This is a genomic window from Prevotella sp. S7-1-8, assembly GCF_000758925.1.
In the GTDB taxonomy this organism is placed as follows: domain Bacteria; phylum Bacteroidota; class Bacteroidia; order Bacteroidales; family Bacteroidaceae; genus Prevotella.
In genome coordinates this window covers 67,430-90,230 of the sequence record NZ_JRNC01000032.1, presented here as the reverse complement: position 1 = coordinate 90,230, position 22,801 = coordinate 67,430, and the positions used below count along the sequence as shown (strand labels likewise).

At 50.9% G+C, this 22,801-nt stretch carries 22 protein-coding genes; 4 read left to right on the top strand and 18 right to left on the bottom strand.

All coding sequences use genetic code 11. The features are described 5' to 3' along the window. Positions 1-12 precede the first annotated feature (12 nt). Genes HMPREF1640_RS05270 through HMPREF1640_RS05250 form a run of 5 tightly spaced genes read right to left on the bottom strand, consistent with a single transcriptional unit; the run spans position 13 to position 6,791 of the window. The gene (locus tag HMPREF1640_RS05270) at positions 13-732 is read right to left on the bottom strand and encodes a glycosyltransferase family 2 protein (protein WP_036893002.1); all 720 of its coding nucleotides are present in this window, start codon (positions 730-732) and stop codon (positions 13-15) included. A gap of 14 nt (positions 733-746) precedes the next feature. Beyond that, positions 747-1,943 carry a glycosyltransferase family 1 protein gene (locus HMPREF1640_RS05265; protein WP_231565843.1) on the bottom strand — a complete coding sequence of 399 codons (1,197 nt, stop codon included), beginning with the start codon at positions 1,941-1,943 and terminating at the stop codon, positions 747-749. 35 nt (positions 1,944-1,978) lie between these two features. Then, entirely contained in the window at positions 1,979-2,902 is a 924-nt protein-coding gene (locus tag HMPREF1640_RS05260; protein WP_036893000.1) for a lysophospholipid acyltransferase family protein, read from the bottom strand. Next, the gene (locus tag HMPREF1640_RS05255) at positions 2,899-4,908 is read right to left on the bottom strand and encodes an LTA synthase family protein (protein ID WP_036892998.1); all 2,010 of its coding nucleotides are present in this window, start codon (positions 4,906-4,908) and stop codon (positions 2,899-2,901) included. Before HMPREF1640_RS05255 ends, HMPREF1640_RS05260 begins: the two co-directional genes overlap by 4 nt. A gap of 50 nt (positions 4,909-4,958) precedes the next feature. Next, positions 4,959-6,791: an ABC transporter ATP-binding protein gene (locus HMPREF1640_RS05250; RefSeq protein WP_036892996.1), complete on the bottom strand. Its 1,833-nt coding sequence runs from the start codon at positions 6,789-6,791 to the stop codon at positions 4,959-4,961. A gap of 258 nt (positions 6,792-7,049) precedes the next feature. On the opposite strand from HMPREF1640_RS05250, the gene HMPREF1640_RS05245 reads away from it, so the two are divergent. Beyond that, positions 7,050-8,036, top strand: a complete 987-nt coding sequence (locus HMPREF1640_RS05245; protein ID WP_052051711.1) for a glycosyltransferase family 2 protein — start codon at positions 7,050-7,052, stop codon at positions 8,034-8,036. 69 nt (positions 8,037-8,105) lie between these two features. On the opposite strand, the gene HMPREF1640_RS05240 is transcribed toward HMPREF1640_RS05245, so the two are convergent. The 13 genes from HMPREF1640_RS05240 to HMPREF1640_RS05185 all read right to left on the bottom strand — a co-directional run bounded on the left by HMPREF1640_RS05240 (position 8,106) and on the right by HMPREF1640_RS05185 (position 19,923). Beyond that, the gene (locus HMPREF1640_RS05240; RefSeq protein WP_036892994.1) at positions 8,106-8,555 is read right to left on the bottom strand and encodes a DUF4252 domain-containing protein; all 450 of its coding nucleotides are present in this window, start codon (positions 8,553-8,555) and stop codon (positions 8,106-8,108) included. A 4-nt stretch (positions 8,556-8,559) separates the two neighbouring features. After that, positions 8,560-9,039 (bottom strand): hypothetical protein, encoded by a 480-nt coding sequence (locus HMPREF1640_RS05235; RefSeq protein WP_036892992.1) that lies wholly within the window; start codon positions 9,037-9,039, stop codon positions 8,560-8,562. 17 nt (positions 9,040-9,056) lie between these two features. Next, positions 9,057-9,560, bottom strand: a complete 504-nt coding sequence (locus tag HMPREF1640_RS05230) for an RNA polymerase sigma factor (protein ID WP_036892990.1) — start codon at positions 9,558-9,560, stop codon at positions 9,057-9,059. 214 nt (positions 9,561-9,774) lie between these two features. After that, a complete protein-coding gene (locus HMPREF1640_RS13635; protein ID WP_231565842.1) occupies positions 9,775-9,951 on the bottom strand; it encodes a hypothetical protein in 177 nt (58 codons plus the stop codon). 95 nt (positions 9,952-10,046) lie between these two features. Next, a complete protein-coding gene (locus tag HMPREF1640_RS13630) occupies positions 10,047-10,151 on the bottom strand; it encodes an aldo/keto reductase (RefSeq protein ID WP_231565841.1) in 105 nt (34 codons plus the stop codon). A gap of 33 nt (positions 10,152-10,184) precedes the next feature. Then, complete coding sequence (locus HMPREF1640_RS13625; RefSeq protein WP_231565840.1) at positions 10,185-10,409, bottom strand: hypothetical protein; 225 nt, start codon at positions 10,407-10,409, stop codon at positions 10,185-10,187. An 86-nt stretch (positions 10,410-10,495) separates the two neighbouring features. Beyond that, on the bottom strand, positions 10,496-12,433 hold the full coding sequence (locus tag HMPREF1640_RS05220; protein ID WP_036892988.1) for a 4-hydroxy-3-methylbut-2-en-1-yl diphosphate synthase: 1,938 nt from the start codon (positions 12,431-12,433) through the stop codon (positions 10,496-10,498). Between the two features lie 14 nt (positions 12,434-12,447). Beyond that, positions 12,448-12,957, bottom strand: a complete 510-nt coding sequence (purE, locus tag HMPREF1640_RS05215; protein WP_036892986.1) for a 5-(carboxyamino)imidazole ribonucleotide mutase — start codon at positions 12,955-12,957, stop codon at positions 12,448-12,450. Between the two features lie 78 nt (positions 12,958-13,035). After that, entirely contained in the window at positions 13,036-13,647 is a 612-nt protein-coding gene (locus HMPREF1640_RS05210) for a hypothetical protein (RefSeq protein WP_036892985.1), read from the bottom strand. Positions 13,648-13,668: 21 nt separating this feature from the next. After that, positions 13,669-15,189 (bottom strand): RNA polymerase factor sigma-54, encoded by a 1,521-nt coding sequence (gene rpoN / locus HMPREF1640_RS05205; protein WP_036892984.1) that lies wholly within the window; start codon positions 15,187-15,189, stop codon positions 13,669-13,671. Positions 15,190-15,213: 24 nt separating this feature from the next. After that, the gene (locus HMPREF1640_RS05200) at positions 15,214-15,870 is read right to left on the bottom strand and encodes a hypothetical protein (protein ID WP_036892983.1); all 657 of its coding nucleotides are present in this window, start codon (positions 15,868-15,870) and stop codon (positions 15,214-15,216) included. 619 nt (positions 15,871-16,489) lie between these two features. Continuing rightward, positions 16,490-18,616, bottom strand: a complete 2,127-nt coding sequence (locus tag HMPREF1640_RS05195) for a S9 family peptidase (RefSeq protein ID WP_036892982.1) — start codon at positions 18,614-18,616, stop codon at positions 16,490-16,492. A gap of 596 nt (positions 18,617-19,212) precedes the next feature. Continuing rightward, positions 19,213-19,923 carry a Sir2 family NAD-dependent protein deacetylase gene (locus tag HMPREF1640_RS05185; protein WP_036892980.1) on the bottom strand — a complete coding sequence of 237 codons (711 nt, stop codon included), beginning with the start codon at positions 19,921-19,923 and terminating at the stop codon, positions 19,213-19,215. A 185-nt stretch (positions 19,924-20,108) separates the two neighbouring features. Between HMPREF1640_RS05185 and HMPREF1640_RS05180 the strand changes: the two genes are divergently transcribed. From HMPREF1640_RS05180 to HMPREF1640_RS05170, 3 genes are all read left to right on the top strand, one after another. Then, entirely contained in the window at positions 20,109-20,690 is a 582-nt protein-coding gene (locus tag HMPREF1640_RS05180) for an FKBP-type peptidyl-prolyl cis-trans isomerase (protein ID WP_036892979.1), read from the top strand. A gap of 31 nt (positions 20,691-20,721) precedes the next feature. Beyond that, positions 20,722-21,600 (top strand): FKBP-type peptidyl-prolyl cis-trans isomerase, encoded by an 879-nt coding sequence (locus tag HMPREF1640_RS05175; protein ID WP_036892978.1) that lies wholly within the window; start codon positions 20,722-20,724, stop codon positions 21,598-21,600. Between the two features lie 228 nt (positions 21,601-21,828). After that, positions 21,829-22,758 (top strand): FKBP-type peptidyl-prolyl cis-trans isomerase, encoded by a 930-nt coding sequence (locus HMPREF1640_RS05170; RefSeq protein ID WP_036892977.1) that lies wholly within the window; start codon positions 21,829-21,831, stop codon positions 22,756-22,758. Positions 22,759-22,801: the final 43 nt, after the last annotated feature.

Sequence of the window (22,801 nt, the reverse complement as noted above, 5' to 3'; positions counted from 1 at the left end):
GAGTTTTTCGGGTTATTTTCCTCGTAGCTTGCATAGCAAGTAGACGAAGCACAAGCGCGGTAACAGCCTGATTTGTGTTTGTATGTCGTCCACTTCGGCTATCACTCGCATGTTGTCTTTGAGGCCCATGGAGCGTTTGCGGTTGGATATACCTCCGGTGTCGAACACCGCGATGGGGAAATGTAGTTGTTTGAACCGTTTGCGCTCGCGATACATTTGCTTGAAAAATTTGAAGTCGGCGGATAGTTTGTGTGTCGTGTCGAAGGGTGTTTGCAGCAGGCACGAGCGGCGGGTGAGGCAGCTTTGGTGGCAAAAGAACATGCGGTGCGCGACGTGCGGTGGCTCGGCCTCCTTGACGATGCCGTCTTTTACCACGTCTCCATAGACGATGTCTGCCTGAATGTCATGCTCGAAAATACGCCGCAACACGTCTTCGTTGGCAAACTCGTCGCCAGCGTTCAAAAACATGACCCATTCTCCTGAGGCTTGGCGCGCGCCTTTGTTCATGGCGTCGTATATGCCATTGTCTGGCTCTGAGACCCAATGGTCCACCTTGTTTGCGCTCTGTTTGATTAGCTCCACGCTGCCATCTGTGGACGCGCCGTCCACGATGACATATTCCAAGGCATCGTATCGTTGCGCGAAGACGCTGCGCATGGTGGTCTTGAGCGCTTCTTTGGCGTTGTAGCACACGGTGATGACCGTAACCGTGGGTAATGAATGATGGTTCATGGGTGATATGATCTTTAGCAGTGTATGCCGGCTTGGCGTAAAGAGCGGTAGGCCTCCAACACTTGGTTGGCCACGTCAGCGTTCTCGAAACGGCGCACGTAGGCTTGGCTTTGGGCTATGCGCTCGTCTCTTCCGGGGCTGCCTTGGAGCGATGCCGCTATGGCTTGGGCCAAGGCTTCCTCATCGTCAGGGTGCACGTATAGGCTGTTAGGGCCTCCCGCCTCTTCCAAGCACGACCCTGTGCAAGCCACCACGGGCAATCCGCTCTGTATGGCCTCAATGATGGGAATGCCGAAACCCTCGTACCGTGAGGGGTATACGAAGCATTCCGCTTGCTGGTAAATGGCCGGCAACTCATCGTTGCCCACGTCGTGAAGCATGCGGACGCGAGGCTCAAGCCCGTGGGCATGGATGTATTTTCTCACTTTTTGAAGATATGGCGTGGCCCTACCCACGGCTACGAGCGACACGTCTGTCGGTAGGTGTCGCACGGCCTTGACGGCCAAGAGCAGGTTTTTCCGTTCCTCGATGGAGCCAACGTAGAGTACGTATCGTTGGGGCAAGTGGTGCGTTTGCCGAGCGCTTTGCAGGTGGTCGGCGCTGGCTGGTTGTTTGAAATGGGTTCCGCAGGCTTGGTATATTACCTTGATTTGACGCTCCGGATAGTTGGAGAAGGCCATGATGTCGCGCTTGGTGCATTCGCTGATGGCTATGATTTGGTCAGCCTCGCGGCATGTGGCGAGAAATTTTCGTTTGTAGAGATAAGCGTCTATGCGCTTGTAATATTCTGGATGGCGCATGAAGATGAGGTCGTGTATGGTCACGACGCTTTTGATGCCGCTATTTTTGATGCCTACGGGCAGTTCGCCGGAGAGGCCATGGAAGATGCCCACGCCGTCGGATACGAGTTGCTTCGTGATGCCACGATGTCGCCACCAGTCTTTTTGCAGGCGGCAACGCGCGTTTTCTGGATAGCAAAACGTGACGTTGTCGGCCTTGCTTAGCTGTGCTCGCAGGTCTTCATGTCCACTGTCGGGGGCATACAACTTGAGGTTAAGGTGTGGGTTACCGTCGGCGAGCGCATTGACAAGCGTGCGCCCATAGTTGCCCAGGCCCGTGTAGTTGCTCACGATGCGCTTGGCGTCAAAACCAATGGTGGTATGGTTTGGGTTGTCGGTCATGTTGGTGGGTGGTGTTTGTTGATGATCCATCTTCTATGAATGGCGAGAAGAAAATCGTTGGCCGGCTATTCGGGCGCGATGCCATATCGCCGGTTATACTCCTCGCGTGTGCGTTTCCAACGATTGTGACTCCACAGCCATAGTGCCGGTTGGCGGCGTATGGTTTGTTCCAAGAGGGCAAAATAGCGGTTGGTGAGTTCCCACCGCGCGCAGTCTTTGGGGTGGCGGGAGATGAGCTGCATGCGGCAAACGTAGTGCCCGCGCCCCACTCTACGCAAGTCGCCGTAGAAGCACGCTTGGTCCATGTGCCTGATGATGCGCTCGGTACCGGTAAGGACGGGCGTGTCGTGGTTCAGAAAATCTACCCAATGGTGAATGTTGTTCCACATTGGCACTTGGTCGGCTATGTAGCCCACCACCACCGTTTGGTGCTTGCGTTGCAGGTCTATAATCTTTCTGATAGACTCCTGCATGGGTATGCATCGGGCGTCGCGCAGCTCTCTGACATGCTTGAAGAGCCGGTCGAAGCTCTCGTTTTCCAAAGGATGGTATAGCTGGCAACATTGTGCCGAGGAGTCTATCCAATAGGGCAAGGATGTTATCCACTCCCAATTGCAGTAGTGCCCGAGGTAAATGCCACATGATTGGCCTTCGGCAAGCACTTTGTTAAACTCGTCCATGCCCTCAAACTGGATGTGCTTCTTGAGTTGCTGTTGGCTCATGGTCATCAGTTTGATGGTCTCCACGATGTAGTCGCAGAACCAATGGTAAAACTCCTTGGCTATCGCTTGTATCTCGGGTGCGGTTTTCTCAGGGAAACTTGAGGTTAGGTTTTGGAGAATAATGTCGCGTCTGTATCTCACCACGTGGGTGATGAGCCAATATAAAATGTCTGACAACACGTACAGCGCCCGTAGTGGTAACAGTGACAAGGCGTACCATAATGCGTAGCCCAGGGCGTACGCGGTGTTGCGTAACAGTTTTTTCATGGCTGCGGTTTGTGGGTTGAGTTGGCTTGGTGGCCCTGTGGTTGGAGTTTGTCGTTCGCCATGCGGTACATGTATTGGTAGATAATGGCTTTCAGCTCGCGCTCCATTTGGGCTTGCTGGCCTATTTTTCCTATCAGGTTATGTTGCATCAAGCGGTCGTCCAAAGCGTAGATGGCACGCGTGCGCTGTCCGTCAAACTGCAACACATAGCCGTATTTGCAATATTGATAGATACCGTTGAGATAGTTCACGGCGTAAGTTTGGTTTGTCGGAGTGGTTAGCAAGTCGCAACCAAACGAGAGGAATGGCTTGTCGTAACCCAGCGCGCTGAGCACCGTGGGCAACACGTCTATTTGCTGTGCGATGCCGTCGCGCATGCCCGGTTTGATCTCTCCGCTTGGGTCGAAGAGGATGAACGGCGAGGAAAAGCCACCTATGTCTGTTTGATATTCGGCGTGGTCACTTTGGTTGGTGTGGTCACTGAGGATGACGAAGATGGTGTTTTTGTACCAAGGTTGTTTGCTGGCGGTTTCAAAAAATCGGCCTATGGCCATGTCGGTGTACCTGATGCACTTGTGTATGGGGAGTTTTTCCTCTGGATAGACGGCTTTGTATTTGTCTGGAATGACAAACGGCGTGTGGCTCGACACCGTGAAACATGCGGTCATGAAAGGCTGCCGCATCTCGCCTATCTTGGTGGCCCAGTACTGCAAGAATGGCTCGTCCCAAATTCCCCAATGGCCATCGAAATCGGCGTCGCCCCCAAAACGCGGGTCTTGGGCATAGTCTTGCCGGCCATAGTAGTGCTCGAACCCTATCTTGTTGGCCAACGCGAGAAATCCCATGCTTCCCCTGTTGGCCCCATGGAAGAAAGCCGTGGAGTAGCCCTCGGCGCGCAACAGTCCGGCTATCCCTGTGTAATCGTTCATGGAGGCCGACGTGAGGACGAATGGTTCCTTGAACATTGGAATGCCGCATAACACCGATGGCATGCCGTCTATGCTCTTACGGCCGTTGCAAAACGAGTGTTTGAACACCATGCTTTTACCGATGAGGCTGTCCACATGGGGAGTGTAGCCCTTGTATTGCCCATTCTCCAACCAATGGTTGAAAGCGCCGATATATTCCCGTCCGAAACTCTCCACGATGAGTATCACCACGTTTTTGCGTTTAAAAGCGTGCGTGGGCTTGGGCTGATGGATGGGTGAGAACACGCGCTCGGCGGACGACAAGCTCGCGTAATAGTTAGGAATGTCAAACACATTCTTGCCAATGGTCCGGATAAGCGAGAACGGGGTGTTGAGCACCAAGGCGCACTCGGTGGGATGTTGCACGTATTGGTTGGCGTTGTTGATTGTGATGGGCCTGATGCCTGAGCTGAGACCACCCCGGCAAGCGCCTATGCACAGTGGCGCAATGAGCGCCAATATCACTATCTGCGAGACAGCGAACCGCACGCGATGGCGCGTGGAGCTAAACTGCTCGTGGCTCAAACGGGGTATGCGATACAACCTGCACGTCAAGCCGATTACCACGATGGCCAAGAGCAGCAAATACCAATGGTTTAGTGTCTGGGTGAGGAATATGTCGGCTAAATTACTCTCATGGCTGAACTCGCTGAACACATTCGTGGTGGTGCGGCGCAGGGTGAATGGGAAATAAACGGCGTCACAGAGATTAATGACCAATGCCAAGCCGTTAACAATGACAAACAACCACTTGCAGAATAAATGGTAACCCCTCCGCTCTTTCAACCATAACGGAAAGAGCATGAGCACGATGTACAGTGCGTTTGTGTAGACGATGGCCGATCGGTCGAAGATGTAGCCACCGTAAAAAAGGGTGGATAGGTGTCTGAAAGACAGGTCGTGGGCAAAGTAATCCCAGTTTTCGAGGAGAAAAGCGAGGCGTGCGATGGCGTAGATGGCAAAGGCCACGCAGATGTTGATGAGCGTGGTCCATGCCGGCTCGAGGTATCTCGCGAGTGAATTACGGTAAATTTTCATCAGTCTTTAAGATTTCCTTAGTCCCTCTTGGTTTCTTTTTCTCATGGATATCATACCTCTTGCATGTCGTGAAGTCTCTTGTAATAGCCGTCCAAGGCCAACAGTTGGTCGTGCGTGCCGCTCTCCACTATTTTGCCTTCATGCAGCACGAATATCTCGTCGGCGTGCTTGATGGTGGAAAGGCGGTGCGCTATGGCCACGGTGGTGCGTGTGCTCATCAGTCGTTCCAAGGCGTCTTGTACCAATCGCTCGCTCTCCGTGTCAAGGGCGCTGGTGGCCTCGTCGAGTATCAGTATGGGCGGATTTTTGAGAATGGCGCGCGCTATCGACACGCGTTGACGCTGCCCGCCGCTTAGTCTGCCGCCCCGGTCGCCAATGCAGGTGTCCATGCCACGCTCCGATTCCATGATGAAGTCGTAGGCGTTGGCTATCTTCATGGCGCGCTCCACTTGCTCGTTGGTGGCTCGCTCCACCCCGAAGGTGATGTTGTTGAAGAAGGTGTCGTTGAACAAGATGGCTTCTTGGTTGACGTTTCCTATCAGCTGTCGCAGGTCGTGGATGCCTATTTGGCGCACGTCCACGCCGTCCACGAGCACCGCTCCCTCCTGAACGTCGTAATATCTCGGTATGAGGTCGACCAAAGTAGACTTGCCGCTGCCGCTCTGTCCCACAAGGGCGATGGTTTTTCCCTTGGGTATTGTCAGGTTGATATGGCGCAATACCCACTGGTCCTTGTACTTGAACGACACGTCCTTGAACTCTATTTGGTGCTCGAACGACTTGATATGGACGGGCGAGGAGCTCTCCTTGATATTGTTCTCGGCATTTAATATCATGTCCACGCGCTCTATGGAGGCCAACCCTTTCATAATGCTGTACCCGGCCTTGGACAGCTCTTTGAGCGGGTTGATGATGCTGTAGAGTATCACCAAGTAATAGATAAAAGTGGGGCCGCTTAGCGCTTGGCCGTTCAGCACCAACGATCCGCCGAACCACAGCACGATAACAATCATGACGGTACCGAGAAATTCGCTCATCGGATGGGCCATCTGCTGCCTCATGTTAACTTTTAGGATGATGTCTCGGTAGTCGTCGTTAATCTTGCTAAAGCGCTTGTTCATCTTCTCCTCGGCACAAAAGGCCTTGATAATGCGCAGCCCACCCAATGTCTCCTCTACTTGGCTCATCGTGTCGCTCCATGTGCTTTGCGCTTTTATGCTGCCCCGTTTCAGGTTCTTTCCTACCAATCCCATGATCCATCCGAACAGGGGCACGAAGAGAATGGTGAACAATGTAAGCTCCCAAGAGATGCAAAGCAGCGTGATGAAATAGACAATGACCAATATTGGGTTCTTGAACAGCATGTCTATGGATGCCATGATAGATCCCTCTATCTCCTGCACGTCGCCGCTCATACGCGCGATGATGTCGCCTTTGCGCTCCTCGGAGAAGAAACTCAGCGGCAAACTTGTTATCTTATGGTACAATTGGTTGCGCATGTCGCGCACGATACCTGTGCGTATGGGTATGATGCTGGCTGACCCCAAGAAATAAGCGGATATCTTAAAAAAGGTCATCACGGCTAAAAACAAGCCGATAAGTAGCAGCGACACGCTCTCTCCATATTGCGCTATCATCTCTTGTACATAATAATTGGCGTTGTTTGCCAGCATGTTCGGCACGTCTTTTAGCGAAGCCGGCCATGGCATGAGCGTCTTTACCGTGGCGGTACTGACATTGAAAAGGATGTTAAGAATGGGGATGATGGCCGCGAATGAGAATATATTTAGTAGCGATGACAGCAAATTGAATATCACCGCAAAGCCGATATAACGCTTATATGGAGGAATATAGCGCCGCAATACTTGTAGAAACTCTTTCATTTTATGATTATTGTGTGACGCAAGCCAAGAATTGATGTTATATGTACGCTATGCTTGTTATTCCTTTCTTACGCTCGTTACATATCTATTGCAAAGGTAATTCGAATTATTAAGAAATGGTCATCTTGGCTATATATTTTTTGTTCTCTTAATGTTCATATTACGAAAATATATATACTTTATATCCAATAGGTCAAAAAAAGGTGTTAATTTTGCAACACCCATGAAAAGTTTAATACATATATTCACACGATTAGCATGATAAAAGTTTCGGTTTTGGTACCTGTATATGGGGTAGAGACATATATAAAAGAGTGCGCGGAGAGTTTGTTCGCGCAGACTTATCCATGCGTTGAGTTTATATTTGTGGACGATTGTAGTCCTGACTGCAGCATGGAGATATTGCAACGGTGCGTTGACGCGCATCCGTTGGTGGCCTCGAAAGTGAGGATTGTGCGCCATGAGGTTAACCGTGGGCTTGGCGCCGCGCGGCAAACAGGGCTTGACGCCGCTACGGGCGATGCCGTTTGTTTCGTGGACAGTGACGATCTCATGCCATCGGATGCCATCGAGGCATTGGTGGAAAAGATGGAAGAGACGGGCGCTTGTATTGTGTCAGGTGCCAGCGAACATATCTTTGACGACCGGACGGTGGTGTCACCGCCACGGCATTGGTCCAATGAACTGTTGATAAAACATATTCTTTGGCATAAGGCGGCAGGTCATATTTGGGCTAAACTGTATCGTCGCGAGTTGTTTACAAGCTATGGAATAAGGTTTAAGGAGGGCGTTGACTACGGTGAGGACTATGCCACGACACCTCGTTTGTTGCTTGTGGGCAGGCGCGTGTGGACAGACAGGGTTGTTTATTCGTACAGGGCCATAAGGCCAGAGTCGTACTGTGCGAGCATATCTTTGAAATCGTTGAGGTCGCTGACAAAGGCAAACAAGGTGTTGGAAAAGTTTTTTCAAGAGCGCGACACCAAGGGTGTCTATGCCAAATACCGCAACTTGGGCATGCTTGACGCGCTTACCTATGGCTATAAATTCAAGCTGCCGCGTGAGCAAATGGCTGAGATAGACGCACTGTTGGACTATCATCCCATCAACTTGATGGCCGCGTTGATATACCGTTTGTACCAAAAAGACTATCAATCCAAATGGGCGACGAAGCTGTATAATCTGTATAGGCGCTCCGTGCTACGCAAGGACAAGATAAAATATGCTTTAGCCCAATGGCTGTAATTGTTCGGAAGACGCTTTTGCTATCAAGAAAAGGCATAGCCATTGTGTTTTTTAGGGATTGGCAGAGGGCTATTTGGCGATGGCCTGAATGTCTCTCAGCGTGAGGTCTCCGGTAATACTGATGATTTGCAGCTCGCCTTTCTCTGTGGTGTAAAGAGCGTATTCGTATTTGCCATTGCCTATCGTTCGCATATATATATAGGTGTTACCGCTGTTCTCCCGATAGCTCATCACTTCCTCCCATGGCTTTTTGCCGTATATATAGACGGCGTCTTTGTTGATTTTCGCGTTCAGAACTTGTCGTTCGCAAGACAATATTTGCAGGTGGTCTATTTTGGATGCTATCTTCTTGAGATTCTTGTTGCCCACTTTCATGGTTGGCATCATGCGAAACATTGCCTTTGAAACGGTCACGATGCTCACGCCTTGGGTGTTCTCATACTTTTTGAACAGTGTGCTTTGAGCGTGTCCGAGGGTGGTCATGGCCACCATGATGGCTACGAGAAAATATTTTTTCATTGCCTTAATATTTTTTTGTGTTGTCTATTTTACGCAATCCTTTGTTAATGGCTGTAGAGAATTTGGTGAGCGCTCGCTCCGTCTCCGCGGCTGCGTCATCCACGTTTTCGTAGGTCTCCATCAAGTTGCCTGCGTATGGTTGAGGCTTCATTTTCGGCTGATTATAGTAATTGCCTATACCGAACAGTAACAACAGGCCAGCCGCCACGCCAACAGTCCATCGCATATTCATTGTTCGAGCTTTGTGCGCTACTGCTGCCTCTAAGGTGTTCCAGCGGTCCATGTCTCGTTCAATGCGTTTGCTCATGTCTTGTGGAACTGCTGGGACGGTGGCATTTAGAGTGTCGAACAGTGCCCTATCCACTTCAAATCCTTCGGGCACGGCGTTATCCTTGAAGAGCTTTTTCAGTTTGGACTCTTCTTCCGCTGTGCTTTCAGCGTTATAAAATTTATCCAGCAATTCTTTGAAATCATTTGTTGTCATGGCAAAATGGTCATTCTTTATTGTTGTCTGATGGCTTGTAGCTTTTCTCTAACAGCCTTTCTGGCTCTACTCAGTGTAACCCTGATATTGACCGCGTTGAGGCCCGTTTGTTTTTCTATTTCCTCGTAACTCAGTTCGTCTATATCGTGAAGTGTGATAATGAGCCGTTGATTTTCGGGCAAATCATTAATGCACTGTTGCGTCATCATCATTTCTTGCTTCACGGCTAATGCGTCGCTGGCATCGTGTTCTGTGCGCAACTGATGGTCTTTAGGCTCTTCATCGTTCTGCTTCAGCTGTTTCTTGCGGTGTTGATCATAAAAAAGATTGCGAAGTGTTGTTACTGCAAAGGCTTCTGCATTATCGGGCTTTTCTATGTTTTTGCGTTTTATCCATAGTCGCGTCATAGCGTCTTGAACGAGGTCTTCAGCCTCTTGCTGATTGCCTGTCAGTCGCCACGCCGCGGTGTACATTCGGCGGTGGCAGGGAAGAAAAATCTGTTTGAAATCGGAGGCATTCATCCTTGTTCTATTCGTTAGACGTGGCTTTTAGGGTTTTGTTACAATGTTTTTTACTATTTTGCCAGGTTTTTGTCGCTAAAAGAGTATGGTTGGGATGGCACAAACACAAACCGTCTCTAACCCATAACCCATGTAGATGTGAGCGGAACTTGGTTTTTTCTTTTCACCGCCAAACTCTATCTACTATGTTAAAATGGTTTGGCCTACGCGCATTTCATGTTTTTTCCAACTGCCCTACACCGTTGGCGCCCACCCAAACACTTGTGACGCCAGCTTGGTGGAGTGTCCATGCCAATGCCATTTCGGCCACTGTCTCGCCCCTGTAGGCCGCCTCCTTGTTCAGTTCGGGCGGTTGTGCCAAAAGCTCTGGTGTGAGTTTGTCATGTGTCAAGCTCTTGTTTTTTGGCCATTCTCGAGTGTTTTGGTATGCTGTCGAGATATGTCAATGTAGAGACCCTTGCCGTGTCGCACTATGTCGGCCAATGTTTATAACGTCTCTTCCAAGGGTATGTCTGGATCGAAACGGTGCCCATAAAACAAGTCCACGTAGTCCAAGTGTATGCGTCGAAGGCTTTGCTCGATGCTGGCCATGAGATATTTTTTGAGCCCTAATTGCCACAGGCCTCAGGGCGCATGTCGTATCTGGCTTTCGTCGATATGAAGAAAGGCTCTCGAGCGTTCGTATGGGTCAATGCCTCCAAAGTTATGCCAAAATCCTAAACTCACTTTCGGGAGCATTACGCCAGATTTACCGCAGCGTGTGTACAAGTTGTCGGCATCGTCGTACCTATTTGTCGAGGGCGAATAAACGCCTTTGAAATCCGTTTGCTTGATAGTAAGTCTTTGCATGATTTCAATTATTTAGAGTTGTGTTGGTTGGTGACCGAAGAATGCTTGAGAACAAACTGGTATACGATGGGGTTTGCTGGCCAATGCTATCCATTCCGCGACCTATCCGCATTGATAAGTTGAAGCAGTTTTTCCACGGCTTGTTCCTCTGGAATGTTGTGTTCCACACATATTTGCTTGCGATAGAGTGACACCTTGTTGGGCCCCGCCCCTACGTATCCATAATCTGCGTCGTTCATCTCTCCGGGTCCGTTTACGATGCATCCCATGATACCTATCTTCAGTCCTTTGAGGTCTTGGGTGGCGGCTTTGATTTTCGCGATGGTCTCGCGCAAGTCGTAGAGCGTTCGCCCACACCCCGGGCAGCTGATATATTCTGTCTTGGTGGTGCGTAGCCGCGCGGCCTGCAAGATGCCGAAAGCGGTATCCTCGATGTCGTCAAAGGCAATGGCTCCCTCGTTCATGAGCCACACGCCGTCGGTCAATCCGTCCATCATCAGCGCGCCCATATCAGCCGCCGCTCTGAGCTGGAACTCCGCCTTGTCGTCGAGTTGGTACATTTGGGCGAAGACCAAGGGATTTTTCAGCCCTGCCGCCATCATCTCGTGCGCCAACGCTCGCTGTTCACCCAGTCGGTTTTGATGGTTGGAGGTGCATACCACCACCACTTCTGGATGATGCTTCAAGCATGCGATGTATTCCTCAGCGGGAGTTCCAAACTTCAAGACCAAGAATTTCACGTCGGCCTTGATCATGGCGATGAATGGCATGGCCGACACTGGGAAGATGGGGTAAACGTTCTCGTTGCCACTCCCCTGCCCTGTTTTTTTGTCAGCTTGAAGCTGTGCGTAAACTTGAAAGTCAACGATATACCCTTGGTCTTGCTCCCTGTTTGGAGGCAGCTTGCCACCTATGTATATATAGTCGGCCTTGGGTTTGTCCGTCCTATGTTTGCCCGAAGCTGGGGCGTCGGTGTTGGGGTGAGTTTTGGGGGAGAGTGCTTCTCCCTTTTCGGCCGCATCTTTTTGTGTCGCGATGACCACCGGTGGGCGTTCGCCGCCAATGTTTCCAGCTGGCGTGGTCTCCCTTCTCGTGGGGTGAAGCCAGTCGAAACCGTCGAACGGCTCTCCCGGAATGACGAGTTGTCCCGCTTTCGTGCCTATGTAATCCACCAAATGTCGTGCCACGGGTATCTCGTCTTCGGGTGCTTCAGACAGCGAGACTCTGATGGTGTCGCCTATTCCATCGGCAAGCAGCGAGCCTATGCCGACGGCGCTTTTGATACGCCCATCCTCTCCCTCTCCGGCTTCTGTAACGCCGAGGTGCAACGGATAGCGCATGCCCTCCCGCTCCATCTCCTCAACCAATAGGCGTACCGACCGTACCATCACCACCGTGTTGCTCGACTTGATGGATATGACCACATCGTCAAAATGCTCTTTCTTGCACACGCGCAGAAATTCCATGCAACTCTCCACGATGCCCTCTGGCGTGTCGCCATAGCGGTTACGTATGCGGTCTGATAACGACCCGTGGTTTACGCCTATGCGAATGGCCGTGTGGTTGGCCTTGCAAATGTTTAGGAATGGCACTAAGCGCGCTTCAATTTTTTGCAACTCATGGGCGTATTCCTCGTCCGTATATTCCATTTTGACGAACTTTCGGGCTGGGTCCACATAGTTGCCGGGATTGATACGCACCTTTTCCACATGGCGCGCGGCCACGTCGGCCACTTTCGGGTTGAAGTGCACGTCGGCCACCAAGGGTGTGTCATATCCCTTGGCGCGTATGCCCGCTTTGATGTTCTGAAGGTTCTCGGCCTCCCTGACACCTTGCGTGGTGAGACGAACCAGTTCTCCCCCTGCCTTGATGATGCGCTCGGCCTGGGCCACGCAAGCTTTCGTGTCGTTGGTGTCTGTGGTGGTCATCGACTGCACGCGCACCGGATTGTCGCCGCCCATGTTGAGGGCGCCGACCCGTACCTCAGTGGTGGCGCGTCGATGATAGTTGAAAAGGTCTATCATAGTTCCCCTACCTTTCAGTTACATTTATACTCATAGTCTTTGATGGCGGCCAGGTCGGCGTTGGCTTTCTCTATTTTTTTTCCAAGTCCGGCTTTCCAATTGTCAATTTTCCGGGCCATGTCCTCATCGCCAAGGGCTATCATTTCCGCCGCGAGGATGGCGGCGTTTTGCGCGCCATTGACGCCAACGGTGGCCACGGGGATGCCGGGGGGCATTTGCACAATGCTCAGCATGGCGTCAAGGCCATCGAGCATTCCCTTGATTGGCACGCCGATTACGGGCAGCGGCGTGCACGCCGCGATGACGCCGGGCAACGCGGCGGACATGCCGGCACCGGCTATAACGACTTTGATGCCGCGTCCCTTGGCCTCCTTGGCAAAGGTTTCCACGGCGTCGGGGGTGCGATGAGCCGACAACGCGTTGACCTCAAAGGGTATCTTTTGGTCGTTTAACCACTTGCAAGCTTTTTCCATAATGGGCAAATCGCTTGTCGAACCCATGATAATACTGATAATTGGCTTCATATTGTTTATGTTTTATAATATGTACATTTTATTGTATGCTTGTTGCCAACATGAGGGGCAGGCACTTGATAGGCGTTCTCAAATGATCATCCAAAAAGCCGTGACTACGCCCACCAAGAAACCGACCACCACTTGGGCCAGTGAGTGTTGGCGCAAAATCATACGACTGGTGCCCACCATGCCGGCTATGATCATGTTGGCGCAAAACCATCCTAAGGGGTTAAACGAGAAAAGGATGGAGAATGCCAACAGTCCACCCACAAACCCTCCAATGCCAGCGGTATGCGTGGATATCTTCCACCAAACGTTGATGACGGCGCAAATCACCTGTATCATCAGCGCCGCCACGAGAATGTTGGCCATGAACTGGGGTATGCGCATCACGCTCATGACATAGTAACAGGCAAAATAGCACAGTATGGCCATGATGTATGGCATCATGCGACGCTCTTTCTTGCCTATCTCGGCCGGTGACCATCCTTGGTACCTACGATAGGCGTGGATGAGCAGCGTGGGCAACAAGATGGTAAAAAAATATACCATCGTGAGTACCATCAGCTTGTATTGCCACGGCATCATGCTCATATAGCTGAAGATGAAGAGTGCCACAAGTCCCACCAATGACAAATAGAACGGCGTGAAGACCATGCTGATCACACGCGCTGTCAATATGATGTTTTTCGCTACCATGTTTTATTGTTCTTTATAAAGCTATTGCTCTCTTCTCAGTCGGGCCACCGGAATGTTCAATTGATCGCGATATTTGGCTATCGTCCGGCGAGCGATGGGAAACCCTTTTTTTCTCATCTCGACGGTCAGCGCGTCGTCGCTCAGGGGCTTTTGCTTGTTCTCCCGTTCTATTACCTCTTTTAATGCCAACTTGATCTTGCGCGTGGACATTTCCTCTCCGTCCTCGGTGACATAACTGTCCGTGAAGAAGAACCGCAGCGGGAACGTGCCCCAGCGTGTCTGTGCGTATTTGATGTTGCTCACGCGAGATATGGTCGATATATCCAGCCCGGTCTTTTCGGCTATGTCTTTGAGTATCATAGGTTTGAGATCAGACTCGTCACCGTCTTGAAAAAATCTTTTCTGCCAGTTGACGATAGCTTTCATCGTGGCATAGAGTGTGTGTCTGCGCTGCTTGATGGCCTCGATATAGCCTTGCGCCTTGTCTACTTTGTCCTTGGCGTAAAGCAGGGCTTCCTTCTCCTGTCTATTCATTTGGCGCTTGTTGGCCTTGTAATTGTCCACCATCTCATTGAACAATGGCGAAACTTTCAGCTCTGGTACGCGTCCACGGTTGATGGTGAAGGTTACGTTGCCCGCCTCGTCCGTGTCTACGATAAAGTCGGGGGTGATCTGCTGGGTGTTTCGCCCGAGCGTCTCGCCCAGCGCCGTTCCGGGTTTGGGGTTGAGCTTGCGCAACTCCTCGTGCACTACGTCGGTTTGTTGTTGGGTGAGCAGGAGGCTTTGCGCTATCTTGTCCCAATGCTTCTTGGTGAACTCGTCGAAATGATTTTCAACGACCTCCCGCATCAGCTCTTTCAGTTGGCCGTCTTCCTTTCGGTCTATTTGCAGCAATAGACATTCTTGTAACGAACGCGCGCCTATGCCTGCGGGATCGAACGTTTGCAACAGGCGCAGCGTGTCTTCTACATACCTTTCGGGTACGTCGATGTTGTGATAGATGGCCAATTCGTCGGCTATGCTGTCTAAAGGTTTTCTCAACAGTCCATCGTCGTCCAATGAGCCGATGAGATATTCCATCACGTCGCGTTGCCGCTCGGTTAGCTCGAGCATGCCCATTTGCTCTTTTAGCTTGTCGTAAAACGAGGTGGTGTCGCCCCATACCATCTCCTCGTAGTCGGCGTTGGTATTGGCTTGTGAGCCAGCGTAAGTGTTGGGCTCGGGTAGCTCGTCGTCGCTTCCAAGGCTCTCGAGCGCCGTGTCAAGTGCCTCTTCGCGCTCCTCTCGCTCTGTCTTGGCCTCGAAAGGCTCGTCCTCATGTGGCGCGTCGGGTTCCATTTCCGCGTCGCTCTCGTCACCATGAGAGTCGAGGTCGTCTCGCTTTTCTTCTAAAGCTGGGTTCTCGTCAAGCTCGGTCTGGATGTTTTCTTCCAATTCTGGCAATGGCATCTCAAGCAGCCGCACCTGCAACAACTGCTGTTGCGAGAGGCGTTGCTGCTGAACTTGCTGCTGTGTCTGGGCTTGAATTAATTTTTGTGCCATATAGCGTGAGGGTGTTTTGAGCCTTTATTTCCAATAATCCTTGAGCTGCGCGGCCAGCGCGGTGAGCTTTTGGGGGTCTTTGTTGCCAAATCGTTGCCACACTTGCATGCACGGCGTGACTAACGGGTGGAGCGTAAGGTCTTCTTTGGAGAGCAGTGGATCGCAGAAGCGAAACACCTCCATCACCTTAGACACCTCCTTGGGCGAGGAATGGATGAGCTTGGCCAATTGTCGCACCTCGGGCGTTTGTGGCACCATGGTATGAGGGACGAGCCTGAAATAGAGGTCGAGTATCATGATGAGTTTCACGGGCGACAGTGAGTTGTCGCCCTTGGACGCATCCAAAGGCTTGAAGTCTGTCTCCCACGTTTCGTTCAGTTTTACACCCGAGTAGAATGCCTTGAAATTGCCAAAACCTTTCATGCCGCGTACCAGCTTGGCCTCTTTTTTGAGTTTTTGGGGGCAGTGGGCGTAAGTGTCCCATAGCTGTTGCATGCTCGGGGTGTCTATCTGCCTGAGCTTTAACAGTTGCCGGTATAGAAATTCGGGGGCTATGTGCAGCTCGAGGGCAAGGTTCACCACATCTTTGCTGTACATGGGTTTTACGCCTTGCGGTCGCTTCAGATAGAGCTGCATGAGCAATAGCCAATACTCATCATGCCATAACGTGTGTGTTGCCATAACGTGTCGCCTTAGGTCTTTTTCCTGCAAGTGTGACAGGAGCCAAGCCCAACTACATAGTGTGTGTGTGGCCTGTGTGCCCACTATTTTTTACAAAGGTAGTGCAAAAATCCGATATGGTTTAGTTTTTCGTGTTTTTTTATTGCCATTTTTTTTGTTTTCATATTTGGGTCAACGTGTATTTTTGTAATGAATAAATACCAAAAATAGCTCGGTTCGAATGGCCTGTTTTAGAAAGTGGCAAAGGGAGAGAATACGATGAATTTGTTGTTTTCACCCATTTCTTTTATCATCATGTTCCCATTGGCGCTCAATGGCGTAGCGTTTAGGCGCTCATGATGTGCCGATTAGGCCGAGATGATGGCGGCATTGGGCTTTAATCAAGGTGCGATTAGGGCTTATACGCAGGCCGTGGAGAAAACTTTTTTGACGTGATGGGCTTGAAAAGTGCAGAAAATGCTGATTTATAGGCATTTGATAAAAACCCTGAAAAATCGCGTATTTGCGAGCAATGTGAGAGCTGTTTGCTTATACGCGAATTTTCAGGATGCTTTTGTCAGATCTTTTCAACGGTTTTCCTTTGTGGTGGTAGATCGTTGGTCAAGATGTGGGTAGTGTGTCAAGGTTGGGTGGGAGCTGCCATGTAAGGGTTGGCCATCACCATCTTTTTGGTGTCCCACGGGGCGGGCGCGCCGCCGAGATAGGTGTGGAACCACTCTAAATGCGCGTTGTAGTATAGTGGCATGGACTTTAGTCCGCTTGGCCAGTGCCCGTCATTGTCGAAGATGATGAGGCGGCTGGGAATGCCAAGTGTTTGCAAGGTGGTGAAATATTGCAGGCTCTGATTGTATGACACGCGGTAGTCGCGCTCGCCGGTGATGATGAGCGTGGGCGTGGCAAAGCGCGAGGTGAACTCAGACGGGCTCCATTTCTTGTACAGTGGGGAGTTCCATGGTTGGCCTCGCAGGTCAAAATTGGGGAACCACAGTTCCTCTGTGGTGCCCCACATGGACTCGAGATCGAATAGCCCCATCATTGAGGCCAGGCACTTAAAACGCTTGGTCTGGCCCTGTAGCCAGTTCATGAAGTAGCCGCCATAGCTCCATCCCATGGCTCCCATGCGCGTGGAGTCCACGTATTGGAGCGTTGCCAGCTTGTCGGTCACCGCCATCACGTCCTCGTATGGCATGCCGCCCCAAGAGCCGCTGATGTCTCGGCAATACCGCTGTCCGTACCCCGTGGAGCCGTGTGGGTTGGGGTATGCCACCACGTATCCGGCCCCGGGGTACACCTGCCAATCCGCCCTGTACGAGTCCATCCATTGCATTTGAGGGCCGCCGTGCACGTTGATGACCAATGGGTATCGCTTGTTGGGGTCGAAACCGTGTGGCTTGACGATGAAAACGTGTACGCTGTCGCCTTTGGCGCCACGCACCCACAGCTGTTCAGACGGCCTGAAGTCTACGGCTCGCAGTAGGCTGTCGTTGAGCGTGGTGAGCCTTTGCTCATCGAGCGCGGCTTTGGCGCGTCTACGCTTGGCTGCGCTAATGGTGGCTTGGTAAAGTTCGGTAGGTCGCCCAGTGGACGACCATGTGTAGTAGACGTGCCCCTGCCCGTCAATGTCGAAACTTGAGATGGCGCGCCTTGCGATTATTTTTGTGATGGCGCGTGTTTTGACGTCCACTTGGAAGAGCGGCTCATATCCTCTCTCCTCGCCAAGGAAATAGATGCTTTTGGAGTTGGGCGCCCATTTGAAATCGTCCACCCAGTTGTCGAATTTCTCGGTCAACGCGCGTTTCTCGCCAGTCTTCCTGTCGTAAATGGCGAGTGTGAAGCGGTCGCTCTCGTAGCTTGGCGTGCGCTGGAATCGGTAGGCTATGTAGCGGCCGTCGGGTGAGTATTGTGGCGAACCGTCCCACGCGGGGTTGTCGGCGGTGATGTTTCGGGCCTCGCCTCCGGTCGCGGGCACGACCCAAAGGTCGCAGTTGGTGGATGCCTCGGGGTGTTTATCGTGGTTGCTTGTGTAGCATATCTCCTTGGAGTCGGGCGAGAAGACGAAACCGGTGGGGCCGGAGGGCGAGAACACCGGGCTGTGATAACGCCCGGGCGTGACGTCGGTGTAGGTGCCTCGGGCTATGTCGTACACGATGATGTGCCAATATTTGCCATCGCCATATTCTGTCCAATGGCGGAAAAGCAATTCGTCTGCCACGTGCGCTTGTATGGGGTTCTTTTTCTTCTGGTCCATGGCCGCTTTGTTGGCTTTGCCGTCCGAGCCGCCAATCTCAGGGAAAACCTCCGCCGCGAAAGCTATGAGTTTGCCGTCTGGCGAGAGCGTTGGACCTTGGATGCCGAGCGCGTAGTCGGTGATTTTCTTTGTTGAGCCATTGGCGTATCGGTACACTTGCGGCGTGCCATCGGCGTAGGAGAGATAGTAGAGGGTCTTGCCATCCTGCGACCAAAAGGGCGAGTAGCTGCTGTTGTCTGTTGTGAGCTGTTTGGTTTGGCCTTTTGGCAAACCGGCGAATCTGCCGCTTTGAGGCGCTTTCAGCACGATGTTGTTGTACGAGCGTTGGGCTTTGAGGTCCTGGCGCGAAACACTATAGGCCAATACGCCGTCTTTGTTTACGGTGGGTGAGGACACGCGCTTGACGCGATACACGTCTTCTATGGTGAAAGCGCGCTTTTGCGCGCAGGCTGGTAGCATGGCCAACAGCATGGCGGAGAGCATTAGTTTCTTTTTCATGATTGTGTTGTGGTTTTGTGCAAAGATATGTTTTTTTGCAGATAAAGCTTTCGCGGAATGCTTTTTTTGTTCAAAATTTGAAAACAAAGCGTGCGTGCCATGTAAGAGTGTGGTGTTTTTGATGGACCAAAATTTGGCAAATCACTTGCCAAAACGTTTGTTCTCTTGTCACGATGACGACATGTCTCAATCGTGAAATAAGCGAAGTGCGACAAAAAAGTGTAAAGTATTATCTGAATAAAATTATTTTGTTTTTATACATATAATGATTTATAAACTAATATATTATAGTTGTTCAGGTTGGCCTCTTGCCCTTTCTTCTATGTCAATTAAACAGAATTATTTTTCAATGTTCGCGCCTTTGTCTTTCCAAAGGTATGAGGACGTTTCATTTTGAGCCGCTAACATGCTGGTGGGGTGGGGTGCTGGATTGATAGATTGAAGAGTTTGCAGTCGCTTTTGAAGGCTAAACGCGCCGAAAATAAAGTTGGCAAGGACGTGCTTTGGGGTTCTGCCTGTCTTTGGATAGATGGTTTGGATATTAACGAAAGGGTAGGTAGCACCGTTTGAAAATGTGCTACCTACGAGTGTTTGTTTTATAGTTTGTTTTGTTTTAATAAGTCTATGAACTCTCGCATGCCTTCCGAAGCTCCTTTTTGTATGTGCGTGAGATAGGGCATGCGGTAGTTGTCCATGTCGTCGGGGTCTATCAAATAGATGGGGCATTGCCGTTTGGTGTAGTTCACTAAGCCTGCGGCAGGGTAGACTATCAATGACGTGCCGATGATGACGAATATGTCGGCCGTCATCGCCTCCCTCGCTGCAGGCTCGAGCATAGGCACACTTTCGCCAAAAAAGACAATGAACGGGCGGAGCAACGAGCCGTCCCCCGCTTTGGTTCCGGGTTTTATCTCGCTATTCTCCGGCGTGAGCCGCTGTATAAATCGCTCGTTGTAGGGATCGTCCGCGGAGCACGCCTTGGACAGCTCGCCGTGCAGGTGTATTACTTTTGATGAGCCGGCCCGCTCGTGCAAGTCGTCTACATTCTGTGTAAGCACGGCCACTTCATAGTCTTTTTCCAGTTCGGCTATGAGGCGATGGCCCTCGTTGGGCTGTGCGTTCCACAGCTTTTTTCTCAACATGTTGTAAAAGTTTGTTACGAGCGTAGGGTCGGCGAGCCAACCCTCGTGTGACGCAACCTGCCGCACGGGATAATTTTCCCACAGCCCGTCGTTGCCTCGAAATGTTTTGAAGCCACTTTCCACAGACATTCCCGCGCCTGTCAGAAACACGATTTTCTTCTTCATGCCCAATCGATTTAAATACTCATTAGAGACGCAAATAGGGCGAGCCGGCCGCGATCAAGTTTGGCTTGAATTGCCAAGGCGACGCCTATTTTCCACAAAAATAATATTTTTTCGGGAATAATTCTGTTGCGAACAATTAAAAATAAGTATCTTTGCACATTATCATTAATAAGACAATAATTGGAATGGATAAAATAAGCTACGCATTAGGTATGAGCATAGGCCACCAGCTTATGCATATGAACGCGACCGAGCTGAATGTGGAAGATTTCGCAACGGCTGTCAAAGATGTTTTCGCCGGCAAGGCATCAATGTCTGACGCTGACGCTCAGGCGTTGGTTCAATCGTTCTTTGAGCGCAAGACGGAGGAACAATCCAAGGTCGCGAAGGCCGAGGGCGAGAATTTCTTAGCCGAGAATGGTTGCAAGGAGGGTGTCGTAACGCTGCCATCGGGATTGCAATATCAAGTGCTGCGAGAGGGAAACGGCCGTAAACCAAAGGCTACGGACCAAGTGGAGTGTCACTATGAGGGCACGCTCATCAACGGCCAGGTGTTTGACAGCAGCTACCGTCGCGGCGAGACAGCCACTTTCGGGTTGAACCAAGTGATTGCCGGCTGGACAGAAGGATTGCAGCTAATGCAGGAGGGAGCCAAGTACCGGTTCTTCATCCCATACACACTCGGGTATGGTGAGCGAGGCGCGGGACAGTCCATTCCACCTTACGCCACACTTGTTTTTGACGTGGAGCTGATAAAAGTGAAATAAATAAGTTAAGATAAAAAGTAAAATTGAACAGATGAAAAGTTTGAAAATCGTGGCCGTTATGGCCATCACGGCCGCAACGTTCAGTGCGTGCGGTAATTCGTCAACACCAAAAGCTGACTTGAAATCAGACGTGGACACCATGAGTTATGCCATTGGTTTGGCGCAGTCACAGTACGTTCGCCAAGCCATTCAGCAAGGACAGGTCATAGACACGGCATATATTGATGAGTTCATCAAAGGTATCAACGAAGGAGCAAACGCAGGTGATGACAAGAAGAAAAATGCTTATATCATGGGTTTGCAGGTAGGACAGCAGTTGGCTACACAGCTTGTTAAGGGTATCAACCATGAGGTTTATGGTAGCGACTCGACAAAGACCATTTCCTTGAAAAACCTTTTGGCGGGCTTCATTACGGGAGCCAAGGGAAAGTCAGGACTGTTCACTCCTGATGCCGCCAATCAGATAGCCCAGGCCAAAATGGAAGCCATCAAGAGCAAGACCATGCTTAAAGAGTACGGTCCCAACAAAGTGGCGGGAGAGAAATTCCTTGCCGCCAACAAGAAAAAAGCGGGCGTTGTGACGCTGCCTTCGGGCTTGCAGTATAAGGTAATCAAGGAGGGAAAGGGCGCCATTCCTACCGATACCACTACCGTTAAGGTGAACTACGAAGGTCGTACCATAGATGGCAAGGTGTTCGAAAGCTCGTACACAAACGGCCAAGGCCCCGTCACAATTCAGCCCAAGCAATTTATTCCGGGCTGGACGGAAGCGTTGACGCGCATGCCGGAGGGTTCCGTTTGGGAAGTTTACATACCCCAAAACCTCGCCTACAAAGAGCGTCAGGCTGGCAACATCAAGCCATTCTCAACGCTTATCTTTAAGATAGAGCTTATCAAGGTAGGAAAATAATAATATCCTTATATAACGACAACCCCTCCTCGAGGCCATGTACGGCACGTCAGGAGGGGTGTTTTTTGATTGCCACCGTGCCAAGACCAATTTTGACGAGGCCGTGTTAAAATGATTGCACCAATACATTTGTCCAACGACATAAACGTTTTGGGAAAAATTTTTATATAAGTCAAAACAGCGTTTTCATATTTTTTACATAAAATCATATCATTAAAATAATAACAAATGAAGAGGATTGCCATTATGTCGATGGCCATATTGATGGCCGCGTTGGTTCCTGTCTCAAGCTTGGCGAGCGATAAAGACAAGAAAAAGAAAAAAGAAAAAAGTGAGATTGCCAAGCAAGTGCGCTTGGTTACGAGCGCCGACAGTTTGAGCTATGCGGCTGGTTACAGGGCCACGCAGGGACTTTTGAACTACCTTCAAAACCAGTTGCATGTTGACACCACGTATATGTCCGAGTTTGTGCGTGGCTACAAGGAGGTCATAGAAAAAGGAGAGGATCCTGCGTTCACGGCGTACATCGTCGGCACGCAGATAGCCAACCAAGCGAAAAACCAGATTTTTCCCGGTATGAACAAGTCGCTCGAGGGCACTGCCGACTCTCTCCGCGCGGCGTGTTTCCACGAGGGATTTCTGGCCGGAGTGGCCGAGGACACCACCGTCTACAGCATGGCATCAGCGTCAGAGCTTTTCGATGTGCGTATGCAGGCTATCACCGCGCGCAGGAACGCAGCTTACAAGGCAGAGAACGAGGCATGGCTAAAAGCCAACTCCACCAAGCAAGGAGTTGTCGTCTTGCCCTCAGGGCTGCAATATAAGGTGCTCAAGAACGGAACGGGCGCCAAGCCCACGGTTGACCAGACTGTAGAAGTGATATACGAGGGAAAAACCATTGACGGCCATGTTTTTGACGCCACGTCCAGGCATTCCGGCCAAAAGACGGACAGTTTCCGTTGCAATCAGGTTATCAAAGGGTGGACAGAGGCATTGACCAATATGCCAGTGGGCAGCAAATGGGAGATTTACATCCCGCAGAATTTGGGCTATGGCGGTCGCGAGGCAGGCCAAATCAAGCCATTTTCCACACTGATTTTCACCGTGGAGCTCGTCTCGATACAGCCAGAGGAGAAAGCGTCTAAAAAATCAAAATAGCCCAACCGGCATGCGCTGGTATTTGTTAGGTTGGCGCGCCAAT

What these genes read in the sequence shown, in the direction of transcription:
- HMPREF1640_RS05200 (WP_036892983.1), bottom strand. Translation starts at nt 15,870, where the DNA reads ATGGCAACACACACGTTATGGCATGATGAGTATTGGCTATTGCTCATG.
- HMPREF1640_RS05270 (WP_036893002.1), bottom strand. Translation starts at nt 732, where the DNA reads ATGAACCATCATTCATTACCCACGGTTACGGTCATCACCGTGTGCTAC.
- HMPREF1640_RS13625 (WP_231565840.1), bottom strand. Translation starts at nt 10,409, where the DNA reads ATGCAAAGACTTACTATCAAGCAAACGGATTTCAAAGGCGTTTATTCG.
- HMPREF1640_RS05210 (WP_036892985.1), bottom strand. Translation starts at nt 13,647, where the DNA reads ATGGTAGCGAAAAACATCATATTGACAGCGCGTGTGATCAGCATGGTC.
- HMPREF1640_RS05245 (WP_052051711.1), top strand. Translation starts at nt 7,050, where the DNA reads ATGATAAAAGTTTCGGTTTTGGTACCTGTATATGGGGTAGAGACATAT.
- HMPREF1640_RS05265 (WP_231565843.1), bottom strand. Translation starts at nt 1,943, where the DNA reads ATGGATCATCAACAAACACCACCCACCAACATGACCGACAACCCAAAC.
- HMPREF1640_RS05235 (WP_036892992.1), bottom strand. Translation starts at nt 9,039, where the DNA reads ATGACAACAAATGATTTCAAAGAATTGCTGGATAAATTTTATAACGCT.
- HMPREF1640_RS05260 (WP_036893000.1), bottom strand. Translation starts at nt 2,902, where the DNA reads ATGAAAAAACTGTTACGCAACACCGCGTACGCCCTGGGCTACGCATTA.
- rpoN (WP_036892984.1), bottom strand. Translation starts at nt 15,189, where the DNA reads ATGGCACAAAAATTAATTCAAGCCCAGACACAGCAGCAAGTTCAGCAG.
- HMPREF1640_RS05230 (WP_036892990.1), bottom strand. Translation starts at nt 9,560, where the DNA reads ATGAATGCCTCCGATTTCAAACAGATTTTTCTTCCCTGCCACCGCCGA.
- HMPREF1640_RS05220 (WP_036892988.1), bottom strand. Translation starts at nt 12,433, where the DNA reads ATGATAGACCTTTTCAACTATCATCGACGCGCCACCACTGAGGTACGG.
- HMPREF1640_RS05185 (WP_036892980.1), bottom strand. Translation starts at nt 19,923, where the DNA reads ATGAAGAAGAAAATCGTGTTTCTGACAGGCGCGGGAATGTCTGTGGAA.
- HMPREF1640_RS05195 (WP_036892982.1), bottom strand. Translation starts at nt 18,616, where the DNA reads ATGAAAAAGAAACTAATGCTCTCCGCCATGCTGTTGGCCATGCTACCA.
- HMPREF1640_RS05255 (WP_036892998.1), bottom strand. Translation starts at nt 4,908, where the DNA reads ATGAAAATTTACCGTAATTCACTCGCGAGATACCTCGAGCCGGCATGG.
- HMPREF1640_RS05180 (WP_036892979.1), top strand. Translation starts at nt 20,109, where the DNA reads ATGGATAAAATAAGCTACGCATTAGGTATGAGCATAGGCCACCAGCTT.
- HMPREF1640_RS05170 (WP_036892977.1), top strand. Translation starts at nt 21,829, where the DNA reads ATGAAGAGGATTGCCATTATGTCGATGGCCATATTGATGGCCGCGTTG.
- HMPREF1640_RS05250 (WP_036892996.1), bottom strand. Translation starts at nt 6,791, where the DNA reads ATGAAAGAGTTTCTACAAGTATTGCGGCGCTATATTCCTCCATATAAG.
- HMPREF1640_RS05175 (WP_036892978.1), top strand. Translation starts at nt 20,722, where the DNA reads ATGAAAAGTTTGAAAATCGTGGCCGTTATGGCCATCACGGCCGCAACG.
- HMPREF1640_RS05240 (WP_036892994.1), bottom strand. Translation starts at nt 8,555, where the DNA reads ATGAAAAAATATTTTCTCGTAGCCATCATGGTGGCCATGACCACCCTC.
- HMPREF1640_RS13630 (WP_231565841.1), bottom strand. Translation starts at nt 10,151, where the DNA reads ATGGCCAGCATCGAGCAAAGCCTTCGACGCATACACTTGGACTACGTG.
- purE (WP_036892986.1), bottom strand. Translation starts at nt 12,957, where the DNA reads ATGAAGCCAATTATCAGTATTATCATGGGTTCGACAAGCGATTTGCCC.